This window comes from Bacillus cereus group sp. MYBK227-1 (genome assembly GCF_051916325.1).
Classification (GTDB): domain Bacteria; phylum Bacillota; class Bacilli; order Bacillales; family Bacillaceae_G; genus Bacillus_A; species Bacillus_A cereus.
The window spans coordinates 598,885-620,213 of sequence record NZ_JBQAGK010000002.1 but is presented as its reverse complement, the minus strand read 5'-3'; the positions used below and the strand labels follow the sequence as shown (position 1 = coordinate 620,213).

The following is a 21,329-nucleotide window of genomic DNA, read 5'->3' as shown; positions in this document are numbered from 1 at the left end:
TTCCCCTTTCAAATTGCTACCATACTGACAAACGAGTCCTTCCATCATTTTCATCTGTAATATATTCTACATAAAATCCTTGATTCACTGCGTTTTCATACATTAATTCAATCGATTTTTGATCTTTCGCATAAATTTGTATGTATTGAGCATCCACCGCTAATACAACTACCTCACACTTGCTTTCCTTAAACTCTTCGTATGTTTCAATATCTATCGCTATTTCTCCTTTAGGATATGCTTTTAAATCTGCAAAAATAAGATAATATATGTTGTCTTTAACTAACTTTTTCAACGCTAACCCTTCCACTACACTTGGTTCTTCTGGAAATAATGCCTCATCCAATTCACCACGTGCTATTAAGTAGGACTCCTCATCCCTCACTCGCCAATCAAATACAGTAATATCAATTGGCTTTAATACTTTCCAAAGTAAATTATCATATCCATCTAGAATATCTACTGTAATCCCTCTTTTCATATGTCTGCTCCTAGCTTATTTATTTTTGTTCTATACATTATATATGAAATGTAATTACTATATTTTGTCGATACATAAGTACATCATAAAAAAACCGCTCCACTACTAGCGAAACGGTTTCCTTCTACTTACATTTACATATCTTATTCAATCGTTGCACTGCGTTTTAAAATAACTTCTAATATATTCACCACATCAGTCATTCTTAATGCTCACTTCGACTTCACGAAGTAATATAAAAACCATACTGCATGATTTTGTTCATCCGCAGCTATTCTCCGTAACAACTCTTTCAAATGTGCATCCGATGTCTCATCTGAAATTTCCAAATAAAAATCTACTGTTTTTTGTTCATCTTGTATAGCGAACTCTAATCCTTGTAAATACGTATTTGGGCAGTCTTCAGTAATTTGTGGTTTTGGCTGCCTACCAGTTAAGTTCGTATAAATTTGTACAAAGTTGTGGAAATGCTTTATTTCATCATTACGAATTTCAAGAATTTGTTTTTGTTCTACTTGATTTGGAGCCATATTCGCTAATTTTGCATAGCAGCTTATAGCGCTATACTCTCCATTTATAGCTTTTTCAATATCACTAATTAACTTATCATTCTGCCTATACCAATCATAATAATTCGAATTATACATCATATCCCCCCATACTTTCGCTTAACATTTTATGCATTTAGAAATAGTAGGAGCCTGTGTATATAACGGGACGGCTTTAGATTGAAAGAAAAGTTTGAGAAAAGGGTCTATTTTGTAAAGGAATTGCTTATTCATAAAGTGAAACTATAATCAGTGGGGATTTTACTACACGGCAAATAGCGGATAAAATATCACTATTTTTTGTACGCTGTTGCTATAAATTCGCGAATGAATCAGGTTTCCAACCAGATGTGGTGTTGAGATGCGAAGCTATTATGAATCCAGTCATATAACTAGGAGGTACCACTATGCCATCTTTATTTAAAACTATGGCCTTCCAGCTGAAAACCGAAAGACTTGAGCTTAGTATGTGGGAGGAATCCGATTCCGTTTGGCTGAGCAAATTAATTGGCGAACGTGGCGTGGACATTCCAGCCGTTGATTCCGTTCGTAACCGGCTTATTGAGATGCGCAAGAAGGCAGACGAAAATGGTATTTCCCTTCTCACTATTCGAAGGAGAGACGAAGGCGATTTCATTGGGTACTGTGGCTTAATTATCGGTCGTTCCACACTTGAAGAGCCGGAGATTGCATACGAGTTGTTCCGCAGCACTCATGGTAAAGGTTATGCGACTGAGGCCGCATCTGTTGTACTGGACGCGGCGATTGCTACTGGGCGCCAAAGACTTTGGTCGACTGTAGGTGCTTGGAATATCGCTTCCCTCCGGGTACTAGAAAAGATAGGATTTAAGCGACATCACAGTACGTGGGATGATGAACGTGGTGAGATTGTTTGGAACGTACGCGATCTTTAAAGATTTCGCCTTAATTCTAAACACTACACTTTTCAACAATCAGGCATTTACATTGAGAAAAAATCACAAACAAGCCGTTTCACTAATTAGTGAAACGGCTTGTTTTTAAGCGTTCAATTCTGTTTTATGCCCTTTTACTACACTACGTTTGAGTGCAGTTGCTAATATAGTAACCATACTTACTATACCAATCCAAACGAGTACAGTAACAGGTGTATTCCAGCTTAACCCTTTTCCGAAGAAGAAGATTTCTCTTAGGCCTTCAATCATAAATTTCATTGGTAACCATGAGTAAACCCAGTCTTGATAAAACGGAGACAACATCTCAGGTGCTAATGATAATAACGGTGCCCCGAAGAATAGTAATAAAGCGAATAAACCGATTCCTTTTAGCCCAACTAATGATAGTACTGCAGATATCATTAAGAAGAAACTAAAAGAAGTAATGGATAAGAATAGAGCTGTATCCGTGAAGTTCGAAATATTTAACCCTACCATCCCATCTGCAATCCATGTAAGACCAAACCCAATTACAAGTGTCGCAATAGCTCCTGTTACGATTTGTTTTACTTTTAACAGAAAGTTTTCTTTTCTTGAGCTTACTGGCATTTTACTAATCGCAATAAAAATAATCGCTGCACTAGCTAAACTTGCAATCCATAACGACTGGAATAATGATATTGGTGAGTTACCGTTCGCACTATTTTTGCCGACCTCATTCACATTTTTCACGTTCTTTACAATAGGTGTTACTAATTTCTCAGCTTGATCTGTTGTTACAGTAGCTCCTTTTGCTTTCAACCCTTCTAATATTTGTGTACGAACAGTATTGTTCATATTATCAACAATCGCCTGTAATATTTGCCCTGCCATAGTTGATGCAGCCGTATTCATTCCTTGATTAATATATATTTCTATCTCAGGTGAAGATGGCTGTGGTGTTCGTAACGACGCTTGTTTTGCGCTAAATTCTTTCGGGATGACTAATGCCGCGTAATACTCTTTATTGTTTAATCCCTTTTGAACGGCTTCTTTATTTTTTACTTCTACCCACTTCACTGCGGGTTCTTCCTCTGATTTCGCTGTTTTTTTCATGTTATCAACGATCGTTTGCCCCATATTCATTTTCGGTTGATTTGGAATTTCTACACCTTGATCCTCATTTACAATTGCAATTGGCAAGTTTTTCGGCTGCGGTTGAACAGTTGGAAATAGCGTTAATGAAAAAATAAAAACAACAAGTAGTGCAATAACTGGTGATAAAAATAAAAGTTTATTTTTAAACATTTTCTTTTCTCCTCCCTTAATTTGATCTATAATAACCAACAACGTGTTGTTTATTTATATTTTGAATTATATGTTCGAGTTGAACCTTATACAATAATCAAAAATCGTGAATGTGTTGGTTATAAGACACATTTTCCAAATGTGTTGAGTAAAATTAAGGAGGGATATGCTTTGCGCGATAATAATTTAGATTTGCGTGTTGTTCGTACGAAAACTGCCATACGAAATGCATTGGTGGAGCTAATTGAAGAAAAAGGTTTTGACGCCATTACAGTGAAAGATATTACAACGAAAGCAAACATTAATCGCGGTACTTTCTATGCGCACTATCAAGATAAATTTGATTTAATGACAAAATGCCAAGAAGACATTATGTACGAGTTTTCTAACATTGCTAAACAGAAATTCCCGGAAGTTATTGCTGACCTTGGATCAAATCCTTCTCCAACAATGCCATTTATACTTATCACTTCTATTCTTGAATTTCTAAATGAAAATAGTGATTTTATGAGAGCAGTACTAAGTCCGAAAGGAGATTTATCTTTCCAAACAAAACTGAAAGACTTTATGTGGAAAACATTATTTGAAGATACGAATGGTCCTCTCATTAATAAGGAGAATTTACTTGTTCCAAGCGAATATTTAACTTCTTATATGGCATCTGCACATATAGGTGTCATCCAACAATGGTTAAATAATGGACAAAAAGAAACACCTGAGGAGATTGCTCGCTTTTTATCAACAATCGCAGTTCATGGACCTTTTTATGCTGCTGGCTTAAAGAAATAAGCCCGCTTGCTTAGTAATTTCTATTATTTTATTAATAACTTGAAATTTATGTTTCTGTAAAAAAAGCTGTTGAAAGGACTCCCCTTCAACAGCTTCTACATTATTAACGATATAAACGAACTGCACCTGCAGAATTATCATCTGCTTGTCCAACTACTTCAAATTTCAATCCAAATTTCGGTAATTTACGTCCTGCATCTGGGATTAAATCATTTATATACAATTTAGAGTCATCAAACTTCGTTACACCTGGTAATCCTTTGTAATCATATGTTCCGCGTGTTGGAGATACCACTTTCCATGCTGGCGTTTGGTTAAGGGAGAACGCAGCATCTGCGATTTGGAATCGTGTACTATTTTTAACAGTTGGTTTGCCGTTTAGTGTTCCAACAATTGCCTCTGGGTGAGAGTCAACAACTCCTAAGAAACCTTCACCTGGATGTAAACCAACCCAATTATCTGTAAAGCTAGAGTCTGCATACCATACTAGCAGACCTGTATTATATGGTACACCACTGCTATATTTTAACGCTTGATCAGCACCAGCATAGTTTCTCCACTCTAAATAGTAGTTATGCTTCTTCTTATCAAAACCGTCTGCTACAACAAAACCATTTAATTTAAATTTCGTTTCGCCTTCTGCATCATCAGAGAACACAACATTTCCATCTACAGTTAATGTAGCATTATCAAAAGTAAAACCGGTCGGCGCTAAACCACCATCTGTAATGTATTCGAATACTAATTTTACTTTTTGACCTTTAAATTTGCTTAAGTCATAAGACTTATCTACCCATTTACCATCTGTTGTGTCTAGACCATTTTTCACATTTTTTTCACCAATTCGATCCACTAACGTTTTCGTACCATCTTCTTTCACTGCATGTACTTCAAGGAAGTCATAATCCGTTTCAATTTCATACATTGATTTATAATCAAACCTCGCATTTGTTGCATTTGTTAAATCAAACACTGGCGTTTCTAATGTTGTATGAAGGTTATCACCTTTTGTACTATAGTAGTACTTCTTACCGAATGCAGGCTGAATACCTTTCACCTCTTTATCTGGTAAGTTAACACGAATCAGACCAGGACGATTTGATTTCGTTACACTTTGATCTAAATACGTCGCATAGCCAATACCACGATTTAATTTATTATAGTCAACCTCTACAATATTGGCCCAGTTTCCACCTATGTTCTTTTGAAAGAACTCTTTGTTTTGCGGAGAGAAACTCGGTGGCGTTGTTCCTGCAATTTTACCAGCCCAGCTACCGCCACTCATAACAGACCAGGAGTTAATTGGCTCACCTGCTCCTGTGTACTTCGTATCATACTCATCTGGAAGACCTAAATCATGACCAAATTCATGTGCGAATACACCAACCGCTCCGTCTTCTGGCTCAATTGTGTAGTCGTATGCTGCCATCTTACCGCCCCAGTTATCAACTTTTGCTTTTGTTCCTTCAATTGGATATGGTGTTCCAAGGTGCCAACGATGTGACCAAATTGCATCATCACCTAGTCTACCACCGCCCCCATCTTGCCCAACTCCAGCGTGAATGACCATTAAGTGATCAATCAGACCATCTGGTTCATTTTTATTGCCATCACCATTATTGTCATATTGATCGTATTCGTCAAATTCAGATAAATCAATACCACTTTCTACAGCCGCATTTAATGCCTCTTTTACAAAATCACGAGGTCCTTTTGGTCCCATATTATCATGACCGCCATCTCCTGCATCTGCGCCATAATCTGCCGCATTACCAGGAACTGTCAACCACTTTGTTACTGTGCCATCTACTGTATAACTACCACCAGATTGCTCTTCATAATATTGTTTAAATGTTGGTACTTTTGAACCATCAAAGAGTGTAAATGGCTCATTACCAAATAACATTTTTTGATAATGTTCTGGATTAAAATCATTTGAATACATATAACCTGGTACTTGATCAATATTGTTATGCTTAAAGTCCGCAAACTCTACTAGCAATACGAGAACTTTATCTTTACGAACATCACCGTTATATTGTTTTTGCTTCGCTGAAGTAGTTGGTACTTGGCCGTTTAATCCCCCTTTAACCGGCTCTTGTCCCGCTACTGGACCACTAGCAGGTTGATCTGCTTTTTCTTTCTCATCTGCTTTTGCATCTTTAACTTTTTTCAAAAAGTCAGCCGCTTCTCTCGTAACACTATCCCCCGCTGCTGGTTCTTTTCCCGCATTTTCTCCTTTTTTCTTCTCTACGTATTTTTCAACAGCTTTTAATGTGTCTTCTTTCGACGTAGATTCATTAATTACACCGCGTTTCTTGAGCGCATCTGCTAAACGCTCCTCTTGAATTAAATTTTCATCAATGGGACTTAAAGTTCCTCCATTAGACGGCGTTGCCGCATAAACAGATTGACCCCCATACCCAAATGTGCAACTAAGCACAGCTGCCGCCGCAAGCGTAGACAGCACTTTAAAAGGTTTTTTCTTCATCCCTATTCCTCCCCAATATTAAATACGATACAACGTTTATATATTACGGAAAATTCAGAAAATTATCAATGCATTGTCTGAATTTGTAATATTTTTGAAAAAATCCTTTGTTTTAGATGAACATACATTCTGATTCATCAATATTTCAGAAAATATTGATGAAAGTTGATAAAACTATTAAAATCATAAAGAAATCGTCCACTATATTTAGTGGACGATTTCTTTATTTATCTAAAATACAACTACAACACTTCAATATATCCTTCTGTTCCATGTACCCGAATTCGTTGCCCGTCTTTTATTAGTTTCGTAGCGTTCTCTACTCCAACAACTGCTGGCAGGCCATACTCACGTGCAATCACTGCTCCGTGCGTCATAAGCCCGCCGACTTCAGTGACTAACCCTTTTATAGAAACAAACAAAGGTGTCCACCCAGGATCGGTAAATGCCGTAACTAATATATCTCCATCTTCCAAATTCGCGTCTTCCATGTTTAAAATAACGCGTGCTCTCCCCTCAACCACTCCAGAAGAAACAGGCAAACCTACAATTGCTTCAGCCGGGAGATTTTCGCGTTTGTACTTACCTGTAATGATTTCTCCATCAGACGTGATAACACGCGGAGGTGTTAGTTTTTCATATAATTTGTACGCATTTTTTTGTTTATGAATAATCTTGTAATCTAGTTTATTTGTGCGGACGACTTCGTGAAGTTCTTCAAAAGTTAGATAGTATATATCTTCTATTTCATCCAGAACATTATTTTGCACAAGTTTCTCTGCTTCTTTCAGTAATGCCTGCTTATATATGAAATAACGATGAATCATGCCGTATTTCGGATATTCACGATAACCGATGAAATTGCGGAGGTTACAAATCATTCTCTTCGTCTCTTCTACTTTTTGTTCCCCATCCGGCAAGTGCTGCAATCGCTCTAACAACTCTTTTTCTTTTTTCAAAGCTTCCTGTAGCCCTTCTTCAAACTTCCGCTTACTAGCACCATATTCAAAGTCTCTTATATGATTTAAAATCATCGGTATAATTGTAGCTGGCTGTTCACTCCAGCGCGTTTTCGTAATGTCGATTTCTCCGCTGCATCTCATTCCATATTTATTTAGAAAAGCATCGATTGCATCCCGAACTTTTTCCCCGCCTTTAAACTGAATTAATTCATCTAAAAAGCTGTCATCTTCTACATGCTGTAAATACGCAATGACTTCCAGATACGGCCGAATCACATCTGCCACATCCAATAACGCTAGCCCCATTTCTGACGTAATATTATGTTGTACAGATTGTGAAAGTACATCTGCTGCATTTTTTTCTCCTAGCCACTGCTCCATCTTTTCATTAATCCATGATGAAGCATTCATACCTGCCATAATGATAGCTATACTTTGCGAGTTAAATAATACTTTCTTTAATTGCTGAATGTCTTCTAAAATAAAATCAAGTACATCCACCCCTGATTTCGTTTGCATGTTTCGTTTTAATTCTTCTATTGATAATTCACTATTCTTTATTAAATTCGTAATGATTTCCGGATCGTTTTCAGGTTGTTGTTGCGAACTTGCAGGTGGCACATTTTTACTAAGATCCTTTTCTTTTTCATCATCCGATAACAATTTAATAAAATTCTCTCGCTCAATTACAGTCGTTAATGCATCTCGTATGAGCGGATCCGATTTACCTAAAGTGTTTATTAAGTAATCTCTGCTAGCAGGTGAAGCTAGTCTTTGCGTAGCATCAACAAATAGTCTTCCTCCGGCTTTACACATAGGTGCACTAGTCGTTAACAGGAAAAAAGATAAACCTAATGGTTTCATCGCATCGGTCATCATTTGTTGGTGACCAACTGATATATACACGTGATTTTCCCCATCATTTACTTCTGGAATTGGATATAAAGTCGTAATCGGTCTGCTTTGGACTATATAAATTGTATCATCAACTAAGCACCATTCAATATCTTGCGGACAACCAAAATAAGCTTCGATTTGTCTTCCGATGCGTGCTAGTTGTAAAATCTGTTGTTCAGTAAGTGTTTGAAATTTTTGCTGATTAGGAGCAATTTTCTTTCTCTCTGTTCCGCCTTCTTTTCGTCCATAGATGGCTAATTTTTTCGTTGCGATGACCTTTTCGACGATTTCGTCTTCTTTTACCTTATAATTATCGGCAGAAACCAATCCAGATACTAGCGCCTCGCCAAGTCCAAAGCTGGCATCGATTGACAACACCTTCCTATTCGAAGTAATCGGATCCGCAGTAAATAAAATCCCTGAAGCCTCAGGGAAAACCATTTTTTGAATGACAACACATATAGAAACTTGATTATGATCAAAACCGTTTTGCATTCGGTATATAACCGCCCGATCTGTAAACAAAGAAGCCCAGCATTTTTTAATATGCTGCAAAATGTTTTCTTTTCCAATAACATTTAAATACGTATCTTGTTGACCAGCAAACGAGGCATACGGTAAATCTTCAGCAGTAGCACTCGAACGCACTGCATATGCATGTTCATCGCCAAAGTGCGAGAGATAATGAGCTACTGATTCCACTACATCAACTGGAATTTCCACCGCCATAATGACTTCTCTAATCTGCTTACTAATTTCACCAATTCGATCTCGTTCCTCAATTTTTAGCATTGCTAATTGATTCAATAAAGTTTGAAACGCTCCATTTTTTCCGATGACCTGTTCATACCCTACCGTTGTAACACAAAACCCTTCTGGCACTTGTATCCCTTGAATATTGGATAACTCCCCTAAATTCAATCCTTTTCCACCAACGAGAAAAAGCTGCGTTTTTTCTATTTCCTGAAAATCGAGAACGAAAGAACTCATTTGGCACCTCTCCTTACTATTCATGTGTTCTTGATTGTAACAGTAGTAAATGAGAAGAAACAGTCTATTTCGAACGTAAATTACATGATATAATTAAGTTAGGAAGAGATCATCACTTCTATTTCCCCTCTAATTCACTTCAATTACATCACCAAACTTAAACATTCTTTTATTATGAAAAGCAATCATTAGACATAATGGATTTCTATCGAACTTTGTTATGTATTTTTTATATAAATCCATATTGTAATATCTTTATAAATCTTTTATTAAGCCATAAATTCGCCTCAAAAAATAGTAGAATCTGTGACTTTAAAAGCAATATTTTTTGTTTGCACTTTATATAAATTGATATGAATCCCTCTTAATTCTAGGACTAAATTATTGTTTTTAATCCCACATTAATTCTTTTCTCAAATTCGCCAAAATGAATTTTCAAGATTAGGGAACTATAATGTCGTATTAAAATATATTAAGGGGGAGAAAAATTGGACAATGAAATGAATTACGGAAGCGATTACAAGTTTATTCCAGCAACTTCAATTGAAAGTGGTCACGGCATCGAAGTATTACGTGATTTATTTTGTTACACGATTCAAATCGTCAATATATGCTTTGTTGGAAATCCTGAGACCAATGATTTTGTTTTAGTTGATGCTGGAATGCCTAAATGTGCAAATGAAATTATCTCTATCGCTAAAGATCGATTTGGTACCAATAGTCGCCCAAAAGCAATTATTTTAACTCACGGCCATTTTGATCATGTTGGGGGAATAATTGAACTCATCAAGCATTGGGATGTTCACGTCTATGCACATCAAATGGAGATACCGTTCCTGACTGGACAACAAAGCTATCCAGAACCAGACCCTACAGTTGAAGGTGGTATGGTAGCGAAAATGTCTCCTCTGTTCCCAAACGAACCAATTGACTTAGGAAATAACGTAAAAGCGCTACCTACCGATGGAACTGTTCCCCATATGCCAGAGTTTAGATGGATTCATACACCAGGACATACTCCAGGGCATATTTCATTATTCCGAGAAAAAGACCGAACTTTAATCGCTGGGGACGCTTTTGTTACAGTGAAACAGGAGTATCTATATAAAGTAATAACTCAAGAACAGGAAATAAGCGGTCCGCCTCGTTATTTAACAACAGACTGGAAAGCCGCTAAAGAGTCAGTTCTTAAGCTAGAAAAGTTAAAGCCTCTAACCGCCGTTACTGGACACGGGATACCGATGTCGGGTGAATTGCTATCAACAAGCCTCAAAACACTCGTTCAAGAATTTGATAAAATTGCTGTACCTGATTACGGAAAATATATAGATAAAAAGATGCATTAAACGCGGAAATACTTTGTTTATTTTTATATTAATGAATCAAAGTATAATGCAAAATCATCCTTTAAAAGCTTTTAAACTTAATCTGTTAAAAAACTGAATGTAGGCAATATCTATATTCTAAGAATAGCACTACTCTTTTGGAATAAAAATTGAAATTTCGCAAACACTATATATAATAAAGTCTGCTTCTTACCCAGGCTTTATTTCTTGCCATTAAAGAGCAGTCATAATCAATAACTGCTCTTTTTAATTTTTTAGTATAAGCTCAATTTTTTTGTTCATACTATACTTAACCCATGAGATAGTTATACTCCTTAATTTCATGGATGTAAATTTCTCACTGCAGTTAGCTTTTGCTAACTGCTTTTTTATTTATAGAACAATTACATAAAATTTGTTTTTGAAAATAGAATTATAAGTAGATTGTTATTGAGGGGAGAATCTTAATTATGAAAAACAATATACATGTTTATGTAGGATTGATTTCATCTATAAGTATCTTTTTACTTTCGCTATTATTTCTATATTTTAATCCGTATAGCGATCAACTATCTAATAAAGACTTTTTCATCACGGTTCTTTTCATGTTATTACTCCCCTCTTTTTGGGCGTTCATTTCAATAGTTAAAAGAGAAAATATTTTGATTTTAATTTGCAGTATTTGGTTATTACCTGGAGGAATCTATTTCGGAATATCTACAATTCCAAGTGTTTGGAATTTATATATTTTATTTCTACTTTTTTATTTTTTGTTTGTTTTTCAAATGAAAACTAAACAAAGTTAATTCAAAATGAATGACTCTCCTGTTTAAAACATGTACAAACATCCGTTATAGCTTGTACTAAAAATTCTAGTTCAAGAGATTCCCGATAACAACTTTTTTTACCAATAATCACCACATATTATACAAACATCTATTTCTATTTAGAAAGTAATTCTCTAACAAGTTCTTAAATAGGGGGGCTCGTATTCTAAAACAGACTTTGTATAATTTCTTAAATATTTTAGAATGAATTTATATTAGTAGAATTTAATCAATTTATTAACAATGGAAATTACCATTTAGTCTTAACTGTTTGACCTATATAAACTATAGTTTTTCTCTAAAGATAATTTCCATATCTTCATTTTAATATTGCATTTGTATCGCCTTTTGCACATTCTGCACATCATTTTTTAATAGCTGCTTTAAATCATAAGCTGGATAGTAACCACGTTCATACATAAAATTAAAAACCTGTGCGTGTAATTGTATAGCACTATTTATTTGACGGGTTAAAACTTCTCTAAGTCGCGGTGTTGCAGTTTCAGTAATCGCTATTGCATAATTTCGAACAGATGTCTTTGCTAACCCAAGCAAATCTCCAGCGTAAAATCCAGTGTCATCACGATGTTGCGATTGAAATCCAGGAGCATATGGATAAAACTGTACTAACTCTTGTAAATTGTTTTGTATAGCATTTATAGCTTTAATATATAACGATTGAAGTGCTTGATCTGGTACATTTCTAACTGATTTTTTTAATTTAATTAAACCATTCGCTTGGAATGCTACTAATTCATGTAAATCCAATGTTTCATGCCAAGCTAATTGATTAGGATAAGACATAGATGTTCCTCCTTAATATGCATTCATTCTACATTATGCAAAAAAAATTCAAAAAGGGCCTATACTATATGAATTCATTTCAACCTAATTTATCATTTTTTCCATTCTTCTATGTTAATCACAATAAAATAGACCTAATTCCTCTTCCCTACTTTTTTATATCCTTAATTTTGATTTTCAAAATGACTTCTTCGCCTTTACAATCTATAAATTTAATTTTTTCTTCTTTAAAAATCCACATCATAATACATCCTTTCTTATTTCGTTATAAACCATACTAGTTAGAAAATATAAATGTGAACATTGTACCTACATATTTTTTCAAATTTTATAGTTACTTAAATTTATACATTATTAGATATTAAAGTAACTCGTTGCAGGGGGTACCCATTAAATTATTTCATTTTAATAAAACGAAAAACAATTATTCTTGCTGTGTTAGTCACCTATTTCTAAGTAATTAATAGGCTATATATTATGACTTAGGAGGGATAAAAAGATGACTATACTTTATGATAAAGACTCTTTACAAAAAATTTTTACTACCCTTCCACATTGGCAACAAGAAGCTTTTCGTTCTTTCAAATTGAAAATGACAGATAAAAATAAACCTTTCCCTTGTATACCAGCCCAACACGGTTTTACAGCCAATCACCTCAGATACGGATTCATTGGTGATCCTAGAGATATGAGTACTAGTGCGGATTTTGCTGCATTACTTAAAGAATATACTGAATGTTCTAGAGAAACAGGTCAATACGCCTCATTTATTGTTTTTATTCATACACCAATAGATTTAGAGCGAGAAACTACAGTTGAAGATTTTGAACATATTTATTGGTCTCTTCTTAATACAACTAGCCGTTTGGACGAGATGGAATGGCCTACACACATTCCAAATGACCCTATGGAAAACACTTGGGAATTTTGCTTTCATAATGAATCATATTTCGTTTACTGCGCTACACCCGCCCATGTCAATAGACAAAGTAGACATTTTTCATGTATGATGCTCGCTTTAACCCCTAGATGGGTTTTACAGGGGATTATGAGCTCTGAGAAACGCAGTAGAAAACTAAAAAACTTAATACGTCAACGTCTAGCCGCTTATGATAAAGCTCCTATTCATCCTTCTCTCAAAGATTATGGTCAAAAAGATAATTATGAATGGCAGCAATATTTTTTACGTGATGATGAGACAATTCCATCAAAGTGTCCATTTTCTCGAATAATAAAATACTTGCATAAAAATAAATAATCCCCTCTGCTTTTTATTATTTAGTTGTACAAACTTTAACCACTGAATAGATTTAATATAGATCAAATTTAGTGGGAGGAGCATGTTATACGTGGGGATATTTTTAAGCTATGTTTTCTTGGGTTTATCATTATCTGCTCCAATGGGGCCCATAAATGCTGCACAGTTAGAAAAGGGTATTAGAAGTGGGTTTTTTCACGCTTGGATTCTCGGCATAGGAGCCTTACTTGCAGATGTTATCTACATGGCACTTATTTATTTAGGGGTAATTCATTTCCTTGAAAAAGATATTATAAAACTTTTCTTATGGTCTTTCGGAGCTTTTGTTTTAATCTATACAGGCATCGAAAGTTTAAAAAATGCGAATCAAATTAGCATTAGTAATACTAAAAATGACGATTCAATTATTAAAAGCTTCTTTTCTGGTTTCTTTATGTCTTTATCTAATCCATTAACAATCCTATTTTGGCTTGGCATTTTCGGCTCGATATTAGCAAAAGCCGCTTCTTCTTATAATAAAGAGCAGCTTTTGTTATATAGCTTAGGGATTATTTTAGGTATTTTTATATGGGATATTACGATGGCAAGTACATCTAGTATGTTTCGTAAAATTTTGAATGCTCGTATATTGTCTCTTATAACGGTAGTATCTGGCATATCACTTATTATTTATGGATTATATTTTGGTTTTCAAACTTACCAAATTATTTTTCAATAACTTCTATTATTTATTTCTGACATACTATTCCTATTGTGAAAAGAAAGATACTTCATATAGCTGCATTTCTTTTTCTTGAGATAAAATGAACAATTATAGTAACAAGAATAACTATTCCTAAAAACAACAAACTCACTAGGAAACCGAAACGGGTTGTTTTTTGCAATAATGTTCCACTAACAGCTAATGCAATCATAATAAGACCAATAATACTTTTTATCTGCATCCAACCTTTGGGATTCATTAATTTCCAAAATGAAAGAAGAATTAAACTCCATGTATATAACAACATTAATCCAGCTGCAGTTGTTACATATTCATATATATTTTTGGGTAGGAATAAAGCACTAAGGATAGAAGCACCAAGTCCAATTATAATAAGAATTAAGGCTGGAAAAGAGATGTTTTTTTTATTTTTTTTAGCAAACATTGCAGGTGCATCTCCCTCTTCAGCTAAATTCATTAATACACTTGTCACTGCAAATAATGAACCAACTAATGTTGAAAAACCCGCTAAAATTAATACCACATTTAAAATAAATGGCACGTACGGCAAATTATAATCTTGTAATGCTATTACAAAAGGACTTTCTTTCGTATTAAACTGGTTTAATGGAACCATCATAATTGCCAACCCTAAAGAGACTACGTAAATAATCGTTAAAATCATTAACATTACTCTTCCTGATTTCTTTGCATCTTTAGGGTCTTTAAGCCTTATTGTCATTAACCCCATAATTTCAATTCCTCCAAATGCATAAAATGCATAAATTAGAGAGGACCATGTGCCTTTTAATCCATTTGGAAACCAATCTTTAAAATTCCGCGGAATTTGTGCTTTATATAAACCACCCTTTATAAATCCTAAAATAACCAAAATAGCAATTACAATAAACCCCATAATAGCAGCAATCTTTATAATAGCCATCCATTTCTCTAAACGTTCGAATATTTTTACCCCTATAAAAATAATTAATATAGCCGCTACTCCATATATAGTAGCAAATATCCATAATGGTATTTTAGGAAACCAATAGCGTGAAAAGATTCCTAACGCACTTAACTGGCTACCCATAATAAGCAGTTCAGAACACCAATATGTCCACCCATGACTAAAACCCGCCCAATTTCCAAAAGCTTTTCTTGAATAAATGCGAAAAGATCCTTTTTGTGGATCTTCTACAGCCATTTTTGCCAATGCCTCAAATACAATATATGTAGTGAATCCAGTTAAAATAAGAATAAGAATAATTGAAGAACCACCTATTTTAATTCCTATACTAGATCCTAAAAAAAAGCCCGTCCCTATCGTACAACCAATCCCAATAAGTGAGAGTTGCCACCATTTTAAATCTTTTTTTTCTTTCGTTTCATTATTAACATCATGACAGGTCATATTACTATTCTCCTTTATTCATTTCGAGAATGTCCCTCATGATTACTTAAATACTTCTCAGCAAGCTTTTCAACAACATCAACGACATCATGAGCCTTTATTTTATGGTTTGCTACTCTTTCACTTCCTACAGAAATCTCAACTGTAAATAACGCTTCATATTTCATTTTTTCTGCCCCTTTCGCATCAAATATAACCTCTTATCTTTTATTTCACAAAAATTAATTATGTATTTAAAACCTCGAGAGTATAAAATTTAAACAAATAAATTCGAGTTATAGTTGTAAATCTAAAAAAATTCTAACGCTACTAAGCTTATTTACTAAAAAAATGTATGAGAAAGGAGAGACAGCATGCCTCTCCTCTATATCCATTTCGTATATAAAATTAACGAGTAACGCCACCGCCAAGTTGTTGCTCAGCTAATGATACAAGACGTTTTGTAATTTCACCACCAACAGATCCGTTTGCACGAGCTGTTGCATCTGCACCAAGTTGCACTCCAAATTCTTGAGCAATTTCATATTTCATTTGATCAAGAGCTTGTTCAGCGCCACGTACTAATAATTGGTTGCTGCTTCCACTGTTATTGTTTGACATGTTAATTCACCTCCTTCTTTCTTTAATATGTTAAATTACATGATAAAATATATAGTTAATTAATTGGTAATTACGACCACGAATTCAAAGGTATAATTGATGCTCTTTAAGCCCAAAATAATAGTGTATAGGAGAACGAAATATAACATACGTGCCATGGGATATCATAAATAGACCTCCATTACAATATAAAACGGGTTACGCTATATAAAAGCATAACCCGTTTTTAATGGAATGTTTTATTCAATATACTTTTAAATAGTGGAGGAAAAAAGATGAAACATATTGTTGCCTTATTAATTAAGTACACAGCGATAACTGCAGTATTGCTAATCATGCTCAGTATCTTTCAAGGCATTTCAATTCCTAAAGTATTATTAATTTCTCTTTTCCTTACGGGAACTGCCTATTTAATCGGAGATCTCTTCATTTTACCTAAATACGGAAATGCGATTGCTACAATGGCAGATTTCGGTTTAAGCTTCTTTGGAATTTGGTTATTAACATCCTTGTTTACTAATTTAGATGCTACTCATAATATTGGATTTTCTTCATTTTTAGCTGCTTTAATTATTGGCGGAATAGAAGTTTTCTTCCATATTTATATGCAGAAGTTAGTACTGCGTAATGACAATGAATTAAGAGAACATAATCATATTCACCATGATAAATACGCTATGGAGATATCAGATGAATATATGGATTCTTCCACAATAAATAAGTCCAAGCTTGAGGATACACCTAAAAAATAAAAAAGTGGCCAACGCCACTTTTTTATTTTTGTTTATTACGCTTGGTCAGAATTTCTTACATGTAATGGAGGTGGAACTACCCATCCCTTTTTCTTACTTAAACGTAGCAGAGTTACACCTGCCTGCGCTTTTTTCATATGAAATTGTCCGAATAGCATACCTACATCTTCTCGAAGGCATTTTCCCATTACTTGACTACATGTCACAAGTCCAGCTGCTAATCCTGTAGAAACAGCTGCAGCAATTTCAACATCATTAATACGTGCTCCAGGAGGAATGTCTTCGATAGATGCAACTGGTCGTTCTGGAGGAGCAGGCGGTAAAGCGACCCCATTAATCTTTAAAAGAGCTTTTAATTCTTCTATTTCCGAATTCATATCATTTTCAATTAAGCCTTCTAAAAACTTCTTCAAATCTTCATCACCTGTGTGATTCATAAACACTTGATGGCTTGCAATTGCACCCTGTGCAGCAAGAAGATAACTCCAAATGTCAAATACTTCTCCGTAATGTAAAGGTTCATTTTGAGGATTTCCACTTAATATACCCATTTTTAAATTCCTACCTTTCGAAAATATCATAATAAATATTGATTTCAATATTGAAATCAAATTTTTAAGTATGCTTTTTCCTGCAAAAGATTTTCTACTATGCATGGAAAACACCTTTCCAACACTGCGTGTTTATTGTTTAGGAAAGTAGTTTACAAATTAAATACTCAAAGATTATGAAAGAAGATTATCAATAATCTTTGAGTGAGAATCTGTTTAATATAAGGTTTTTTATTTTTATGAATACACAAAAGAAATTGATTTACATATTTGCTATATTTTAAGCCAATTTACTTAGCGGTTAGCTCTACCACCAAGTTGTTGTTCTGCCATTGCTACTAAACGTTTTGTAATTTCACCACCAACAGATCCGTTTGAACGAGCTGTTGTATCTGCACCAAGTTGTACACCAAACTCTTGTGCAATTTCATATTTCATTTGATCAAGAGCTTGTTCAGCGCCTCGAACTAATACTTCATTACGACTTCCACTATTATTTTTTCCCATATTGTTTCACCTCCGATGTTTTTAATATGCTACAAATTATGAAATAATAATTATCCTTTTTATGGAAATTAGATTATGAATAAAAATTGATTTTTTTCTTAAAGTAGGGCAAAACATATAAGAAAGAATAACTGATATAACATACTTTCATAACAACACTATGTATACTTTCTAATTCCCTTCAGTAAACAAAAGAAAGATTTCTATTTCACCAAGAGATTAAATAAAATTATGTTTTGAGACATAATCCAAAAGGAGATATGAGATGAAAGCTGTAACCTATCAAGGACCAAACCAAGTACAGGTTAAACAAGTGGATGATGCAAAATTAGAGAAAAAAGATGATATTATTGTAAAAATTACTTCAACCGCTATTTGCGGTTCTGATTTACATTTATATCAAGGCAACATGCCCTTACCTCAAGGATACATTATCGGCCATGAACCAATGGGAATCGTTGAAGAAGTCGGGCCAGATGTCACTAAAGTGAAAAAAGGCGATCGTGTTGTCATCCCATTCAACGTTTCTTGTGGACATTGTTTCTATTGCCAACATGAAATGGAAAGTCAATGTGATAACTCAAACCCTCATTACGATTCTGGTGGATACTTTGGTTATACAGAGAAATTTGGTAATCATCCGGGCGGACAAGCAGAATATTTAAAAGTTCCTTTTGGAAATTTCACTCCATTTGTTATACCGGAATCATGCGAACTTGAAGATGAATCCCTACTATTTCTATCAGATGTTTTACCAACAGCCTATTGGAGTGTAATAAACGCAGGCGTTAAGCCAGGTGATACTGTTATCGTCCTTGGTTGTGGACCTGTTGGATTAATGACACAAAAATTCGCTTGGATGCAAGGTGCTAAACGTGTAATTGCAGTGGATTACTTAGATTATCGGATGAATTATGCAAAAAAGATTAACAATGTTGAGGTATTTGAGTTTACAAAATTCCCCGATATGGGAGAACATTTAAAGGAAATTACACGTGGCGGTGCTGATGTAGTTATTGATTGTGTGGGGATGGATGGAAAAAAATCGCCTCTAGAATTTCTGGAACAAAAATTAAAATTACAAGGTGGAACTCTCGGTCCTATTCAAATCGCTACGAAAGCCGTAAGAAAATATGGAACGGTTCAAATGACCGGCGTTTATGGTGGCAATTATAACGCCTTTCCACTCGGTGCATTTTGGGTTAGAAATATTAATCTTAAAATGGGACAAGCACCTGTCATTCATTTTATGCCGGAACTATTTGAAAAAATAACAAATAAAGAATTTGATCCAAAAGAGATTATTACACACAAAATTCCCCTTGAAGAAGCGAGTTATGGTTATCAGATTTTTAATAATCGTGAAGACGACTGTATAAAAGTCATTCTGAAGCCTTAAAGCTACAATTCATTATTCTTAATGAAAAGATAAGATTACATTTCGTAATCTTATCTTTTTTTATTAAATGCTAAGTATCTATCCCCTATTTTCATCTCACATCTAAAATAGTTATTTTCAAAAACTTTGCATTTTGAGGTAATAAATAATTGGTAAAAACATGAATTAAAGTATTAAGTAACCAAATAGCGGACACGATAACAATGTTAACTAACTTAAAAGTGATGTTGATTATATTGCTGCTCCTCTTAATTTTGTTTCTATGAACTATTAAACGCCACTGTTACTTACTTATAATCTCCCTACCTCTATTCACATATAAAATCCCTATATTGTAAACAAAGAGGAGGGACTTGTCCCCCCTCTTCTTTTAATTTTTCTTTAAAAGAGTTGCTCCTGCAATCCCTGGATGTGTCATTTCGAATGGATCTAGAATTAACTCTAAGTCTTCTTGTGACAATACACCATTTTTCACACAAAGTTCTCGAACGGATTGCCCTGTTGCAATTGCTTCTTTCGCAACGCGAGCTGCTGCTTCATAACCGATATGAGGGTTCACGGCTGTAATAATTCCTACACTTTTCTCAACATACTCTTTTAAGCGATCTTCATTCGCTTCAATTCCTTTTAAGCAATTATCTGTAAAGGCACGGAAACCGTTATTCATAATGCTAATTGATTGCAGTAAGTTGAAAACAAGTACTGGTTCCATCACGTTTAATTCTAATTGTCCTGCTTCTGAAGCAAGGCAAATTGTATGATCATTACCTATTACTTGGAACGCAATTTGATTAATAACTTCTGGCATAACAGGGTTTACTTTCCCTGGCATAATAGATGAACCTGGTTGACGAGCTGGTAACATAATCTCTGCTAAACCAACACGTGGACCTGATGCCATTAAGCGAAGGTCATTCGCAATTTTAGACATATTCATCATACATACTTTCAGTGCTGCAGATACTTCTGTGTATGCATCTGTATTTTGCGTTGCATCTACTAAGTCTTCTGCACCAACTAGTGGTAGTTCACTAATTGCAGCTAAATGTTTTACAACTGCTTCAATATATTCTGGGTCTGCATTTAAGCCTGTACCAACTGCAGTTGCTCCCATGTTCACTTCATATAAGTGTTGACGTGATTGCTGAATTCGTTTCATATCACGTTCAAGTACACGAGAGTACGCCTTAAATTCTTGTCCAAGGCGAATTGGCACAGCGTCTTGTAAATGTGTACGACCCATTTTAATCACATGATCGAACTGTTCTGCTTTTAATTCAAATACATCGTGCATATAACCCATCGTTTGTAATAAACCTTCTAATGCGTTTAATGTAGCGATATGAATCGCTGTTGGGAATGCATCGTTTGTTGATTGCGCCATGTTTACATGACTATTTGGACTAATATAATGATAGTCTCCCTTTTCCATCCCTAATAATTCAAGCGCACGATTGGCAATGACTTCATTTGCATTCATGTTCATTGAAGTACCCGCTCCGCCTTGGATTGGATCTACGATGAAATGATCATGCCATTTTCCATCAAGAATTTCTTGAGCAGCCTCTGCGATCGCACCGCCCTTGTTCAATTCCAATCTTCCTACATCTGTATTCGCAAGCGCTGCTGCTTTTTTTACAATTGCGAACGCTCTAATTAAACTTTCATGAATTTTATACCCTGTAATCGGGAAATTTTCAACAGCGCGTAAAGTCTGAATTCCGTAATATGCCTCAATAGGTAATTCCTTTCCTCCCAAAAAATCATTCTCCACTCGCACGTTCTTGTTTGTCATTGCCATTTTAATTTCTCCCCCATATTAAATGTAAAACC

At 34.8% G+C, this 21,329-nt stretch carries 19 protein-coding genes; 7 read left to right on the top strand and 12 right to left on the bottom strand.

The window, feature by feature from the left end; all coding sequences use genetic code 11:
* Positions 1 to 16: 16 nt before the first annotated feature.
* Both ACTFRM_RS10165 and ACTFRM_RS10160 read right to left on the bottom strand, forming a co-directional pair.
* Positions 17 to 481: a DUF2691 family protein gene (locus tag ACTFRM_RS10165; RefSeq protein WP_000820201.1), complete on the bottom strand. Its 465-nt coding sequence runs from the start codon at positions 479 to 481 to the stop codon at positions 17 to 19.
* A 212-nt stretch (positions 482 to 693) separates the two neighbouring features.
* Entirely contained in the window at positions 694 to 1,128 is a 435-nt protein-coding gene (locus ACTFRM_RS10160; protein WP_000282830.1) for a ferritin-like domain-containing protein, read from the bottom strand.
* 308 nt (positions 1,129 to 1,436) lie between these two features.
* Here ACTFRM_RS10160 and ACTFRM_RS10155 point away from each other — a divergent pair, with 308 nt between their 5' ends.
* Positions 1,437 to 1,943, top strand: coding sequence for a GNAT family N-acetyltransferase (locus ACTFRM_RS10155; protein ID WP_440043276.1), 507 nt, complete (start codon positions 1,437 to 1,439; stop codon positions 1,941 to 1,943).
* A gap of 105 nt (positions 1,944 to 2,048) precedes the next feature.
* On the opposite strand, the gene ACTFRM_RS10150 is transcribed toward ACTFRM_RS10155, so the two are convergent.
* Positions 2,049 to 3,230 (bottom strand): YhgE/Pip domain-containing protein, encoded by a 1,182-nt coding sequence (locus ACTFRM_RS10150; protein ID WP_440043275.1) that lies wholly within the window; start codon positions 3,228 to 3,230, stop codon positions 2,049 to 2,051.
* A gap of 171 nt (positions 3,231 to 3,401) precedes the next feature.
* Between ACTFRM_RS10150 and ACTFRM_RS10145 the strand changes: the two genes are divergently transcribed.
* A complete protein-coding gene (locus ACTFRM_RS10145; RefSeq protein WP_001205504.1) occupies positions 3,402 to 4,019 on the top strand; it encodes a TetR/AcrR family transcriptional regulator in 618 nt (205 codons plus the stop codon).
* Positions 4,020 to 4,122: 103 nt separating this feature from the next.
* On the opposite strand, the gene ACTFRM_RS10140 is transcribed toward ACTFRM_RS10145, so the two are convergent.
* A complete protein-coding gene (locus ACTFRM_RS10140; protein ID WP_000728991.1) occupies positions 4,123 to 6,510 on the bottom strand; it encodes an immune inhibitor A domain-containing protein in 2,388 nt (795 codons plus the stop codon).
* A gap of 242 nt (positions 6,511 to 6,752) precedes the next feature.
* Positions 6,753 to 9,359, bottom strand: a complete 2,607-nt coding sequence (ppsA, locus tag ACTFRM_RS10135) for a phosphoenolpyruvate synthase (RefSeq protein WP_426866054.1) — start codon at positions 9,357 to 9,359, stop codon at positions 6,753 to 6,755.
* Positions 9,360 to 9,847: 488 nt separating this feature from the next.
* Here ppsA and ACTFRM_RS10130 point away from each other — a divergent pair, with 488 nt between their 5' ends.
* A complete protein-coding gene (locus tag ACTFRM_RS10130; protein WP_000368288.1) occupies positions 9,848 to 10,705 on the top strand; it encodes an MBL fold metallo-hydrolase in 858 nt (285 codons plus the stop codon).
* A gap of 1,130 nt (positions 10,706 to 11,835) precedes the next feature.
* Here ACTFRM_RS10130 and cotF read toward each other — a convergent pair.
* Entirely contained in the window at positions 11,836 to 12,315 is a 480-nt protein-coding gene (gene cotF / locus ACTFRM_RS10125) for a spore coat protein CotF (RefSeq protein WP_060851962.1), read from the bottom strand.
* Positions 12,316 to 12,814: 499 nt separating this feature from the next.
* Between cotF and ACTFRM_RS10120 the strand changes: the two genes are divergently transcribed.
* A complete protein-coding gene (locus ACTFRM_RS10120; RefSeq protein WP_006920793.1) occupies positions 12,815 to 13,573 on the top strand; it encodes a YqcI/YcgG family protein in 759 nt (252 codons plus the stop codon).
* A gap of 91 nt (positions 13,574 to 13,664) precedes the next feature.
* Entirely contained in the window at positions 13,665 to 14,291 is a 627-nt protein-coding gene (locus tag ACTFRM_RS10115; RefSeq protein ID WP_060852530.1) for a LysE family transporter, read from the top strand.
* 52 nt (positions 14,292 to 14,343) lie between these two features.
* Here ACTFRM_RS10115 and ACTFRM_RS10110 read toward each other — a convergent pair whose 3' ends face one another.
* The 3 genes from ACTFRM_RS10110 to ACTFRM_RS10100 all read right to left on the bottom strand — a co-directional run bounded on the left by ACTFRM_RS10110 (position 14,344) and on the right by ACTFRM_RS10100 (position 16,287).
* Positions 14,344 to 15,687 carry an amino acid permease gene (locus ACTFRM_RS10110; protein WP_088054500.1) on the bottom strand — a complete coding sequence of 448 codons (1,344 nt, stop codon included), beginning with the start codon at positions 15,685 to 15,687 and terminating at the stop codon, positions 14,344 to 14,346.
* A 14-nt stretch (positions 15,688 to 15,701) separates the two neighbouring features.
* Complete coding sequence (locus ACTFRM_RS10105; protein WP_006920787.1) at positions 15,702 to 15,854, bottom strand: hypothetical protein; 153 nt, start codon at positions 15,852 to 15,854, stop codon at positions 15,702 to 15,704.
* Positions 15,855 to 16,074: 220 nt separating this feature from the next.
* Complete coding sequence (locus tag ACTFRM_RS10100) at positions 16,075 to 16,287, bottom strand: alpha/beta-type small acid-soluble spore protein (RefSeq protein WP_000069660.1); 213 nt, start codon at positions 16,285 to 16,287, stop codon at positions 16,075 to 16,077.
* Between the two features lie 275 nt (positions 16,288 to 16,562).
* Here ACTFRM_RS10100 and ACTFRM_RS10095 point away from each other — a divergent pair, with 275 nt between their 5' ends.
* Positions 16,563 to 17,039: a YndM family protein gene (locus ACTFRM_RS10095; protein WP_000680664.1), complete on the top strand. Its 477-nt coding sequence runs from the start codon at positions 16,563 to 16,565 to the stop codon at positions 17,037 to 17,039.
* Between the two features lie 35 nt (positions 17,040 to 17,074).
* On the opposite strand, the gene ACTFRM_RS10090 is transcribed toward ACTFRM_RS10095, so the two are convergent.
* Positions 17,075 to 17,590 carry a DUF3231 family protein gene (locus ACTFRM_RS10090; RefSeq protein WP_001986359.1) on the bottom strand — a complete coding sequence of 172 codons (516 nt, stop codon included), beginning with the start codon at positions 17,588 to 17,590 and terminating at the stop codon, positions 17,075 to 17,077.
* 294 nt (positions 17,591 to 17,884) lie between these two features.
* Positions 17,885 to 18,097, bottom strand: coding sequence for a small acid-soluble spore protein, SasP family (gene sasP / locus ACTFRM_RS10085; RefSeq protein WP_000517671.1), 213 nt, complete (start codon positions 18,095 to 18,097; stop codon positions 17,885 to 17,887).
* A 265-nt stretch (positions 18,098 to 18,362) separates the two neighbouring features.
* Here sasP and ACTFRM_RS10080 point away from each other — a divergent pair, with 265 nt between their 5' ends.
* The gene (locus tag ACTFRM_RS10080) at positions 18,363 to 19,496 is read left to right on the top strand and encodes a zinc-dependent alcohol dehydrogenase (protein WP_000649086.1); all 1,134 of its coding nucleotides are present in this window, start codon (positions 18,363 to 18,365) and stop codon (positions 19,494 to 19,496) included.
* A gap of 370 nt (positions 19,497 to 19,866) precedes the next feature.
* On the opposite strand, the gene aspA is transcribed toward ACTFRM_RS10080, so the two are convergent.
* Positions 19,867 to 21,297, bottom strand: a complete 1,431-nt coding sequence (gene aspA / locus ACTFRM_RS10075) for an aspartate ammonia-lyase (RefSeq protein WP_001251924.1) — start codon at positions 21,295 to 21,297, stop codon at positions 19,867 to 19,869.
* Positions 21,298 to 21,329: the final 32 nt, after the last annotated feature.

Excerpts from the sequence above, each read along its gene's own strand:
- ACTFRM_RS10165 (WP_000820201.1), bottom strand. The coding sequence starts at position 481 with ATGAAAAGAGGGATTACAGTAGATATTCTAGATGGATATGATAATTTA.
- ACTFRM_RS10160 (WP_000282830.1), bottom strand. The coding sequence starts at position 1,128 with ATGTATAATTCGAATTATTATGATTGGTATAGGCAGAATGATAAGTTA.
- ACTFRM_RS10155 (WP_440043276.1), top strand. The coding sequence starts at position 1,437 with ATGCCATCTTTATTTAAAACTATGGCCTTCCAGCTGAAAACCGAAAGA.
- ACTFRM_RS10150 (WP_440043275.1), bottom strand. The coding sequence starts at position 3,230 with ATGTTTAAAAATAAACTTTTATTTTTATCACCAGTTATTGCACTACTT.
- ACTFRM_RS10140 (WP_000728991.1), bottom strand. The coding sequence starts at position 6,510 with ATGAAGAAAAAACCTTTTAAAGTGCTGTCTACGCTTGCGGCGGCAGCT.
- ppsA (WP_426866054.1), bottom strand. The coding sequence starts at position 9,359 with ATGAGTTCTTTCGTTCTCGATTTTCAGGAAATAGAAAAAACGCAGCTT.
- cotF (WP_060851962.1), bottom strand. The coding sequence starts at position 12,315 with ATGTCTTATCCTAATCAATTAGCTTGGCATGAAACATTGGATTTACAT.
- ACTFRM_RS10120 (WP_006920793.1), top strand. The coding sequence starts at position 12,815 with ATGACTATACTTTATGATAAAGACTCTTTACAAAAAATTTTTACTACC.
- ACTFRM_RS10110 (WP_088054500.1), bottom strand. The coding sequence starts at position 15,687 with ATGACCTGTCATGATGTTAATAATGAAACGAAAGAAAAAAAAGATTTA.
- ACTFRM_RS10105 (WP_006920787.1), bottom strand. The coding sequence starts at position 15,854 with ATGAAATATGAAGCGTTATTTACAGTTGAGATTTCTGTAGGAAGTGAA.
- ACTFRM_RS10100 (WP_000069660.1), bottom strand. The coding sequence starts at position 16,287 with ATGTCAAACAATAACAGTGGAAGCAGCAACCAATTATTAGTACGTGGC.
- ACTFRM_RS10095 (WP_000680664.1), top strand. The coding sequence starts at position 16,563 with ATGAAACATATTGTTGCCTTATTAATTAAGTACACAGCGATAACTGCA.
- ACTFRM_RS10090 (WP_001986359.1), bottom strand. The coding sequence starts at position 17,590 with ATGGGTATATTAAGTGGAAATCCTCAAAATGAACCTTTACATTACGGA.
- sasP (WP_000517671.1), bottom strand. The coding sequence starts at position 18,097 with ATGGGAAAAAATAATAGTGGAAGTCGTAATGAAGTATTAGTTCGAGGC.
- ACTFRM_RS10080 (WP_000649086.1), top strand. The coding sequence starts at position 18,363 with ATGAAAGCTGTAACCTATCAAGGACCAAACCAAGTACAGGTTAAACAA.
- aspA (WP_001251924.1), bottom strand. The coding sequence starts at position 21,297 with ATGGCAATGACAAACAAGAACGTGCGAGTGGAGAATGATTTTTTGGGA.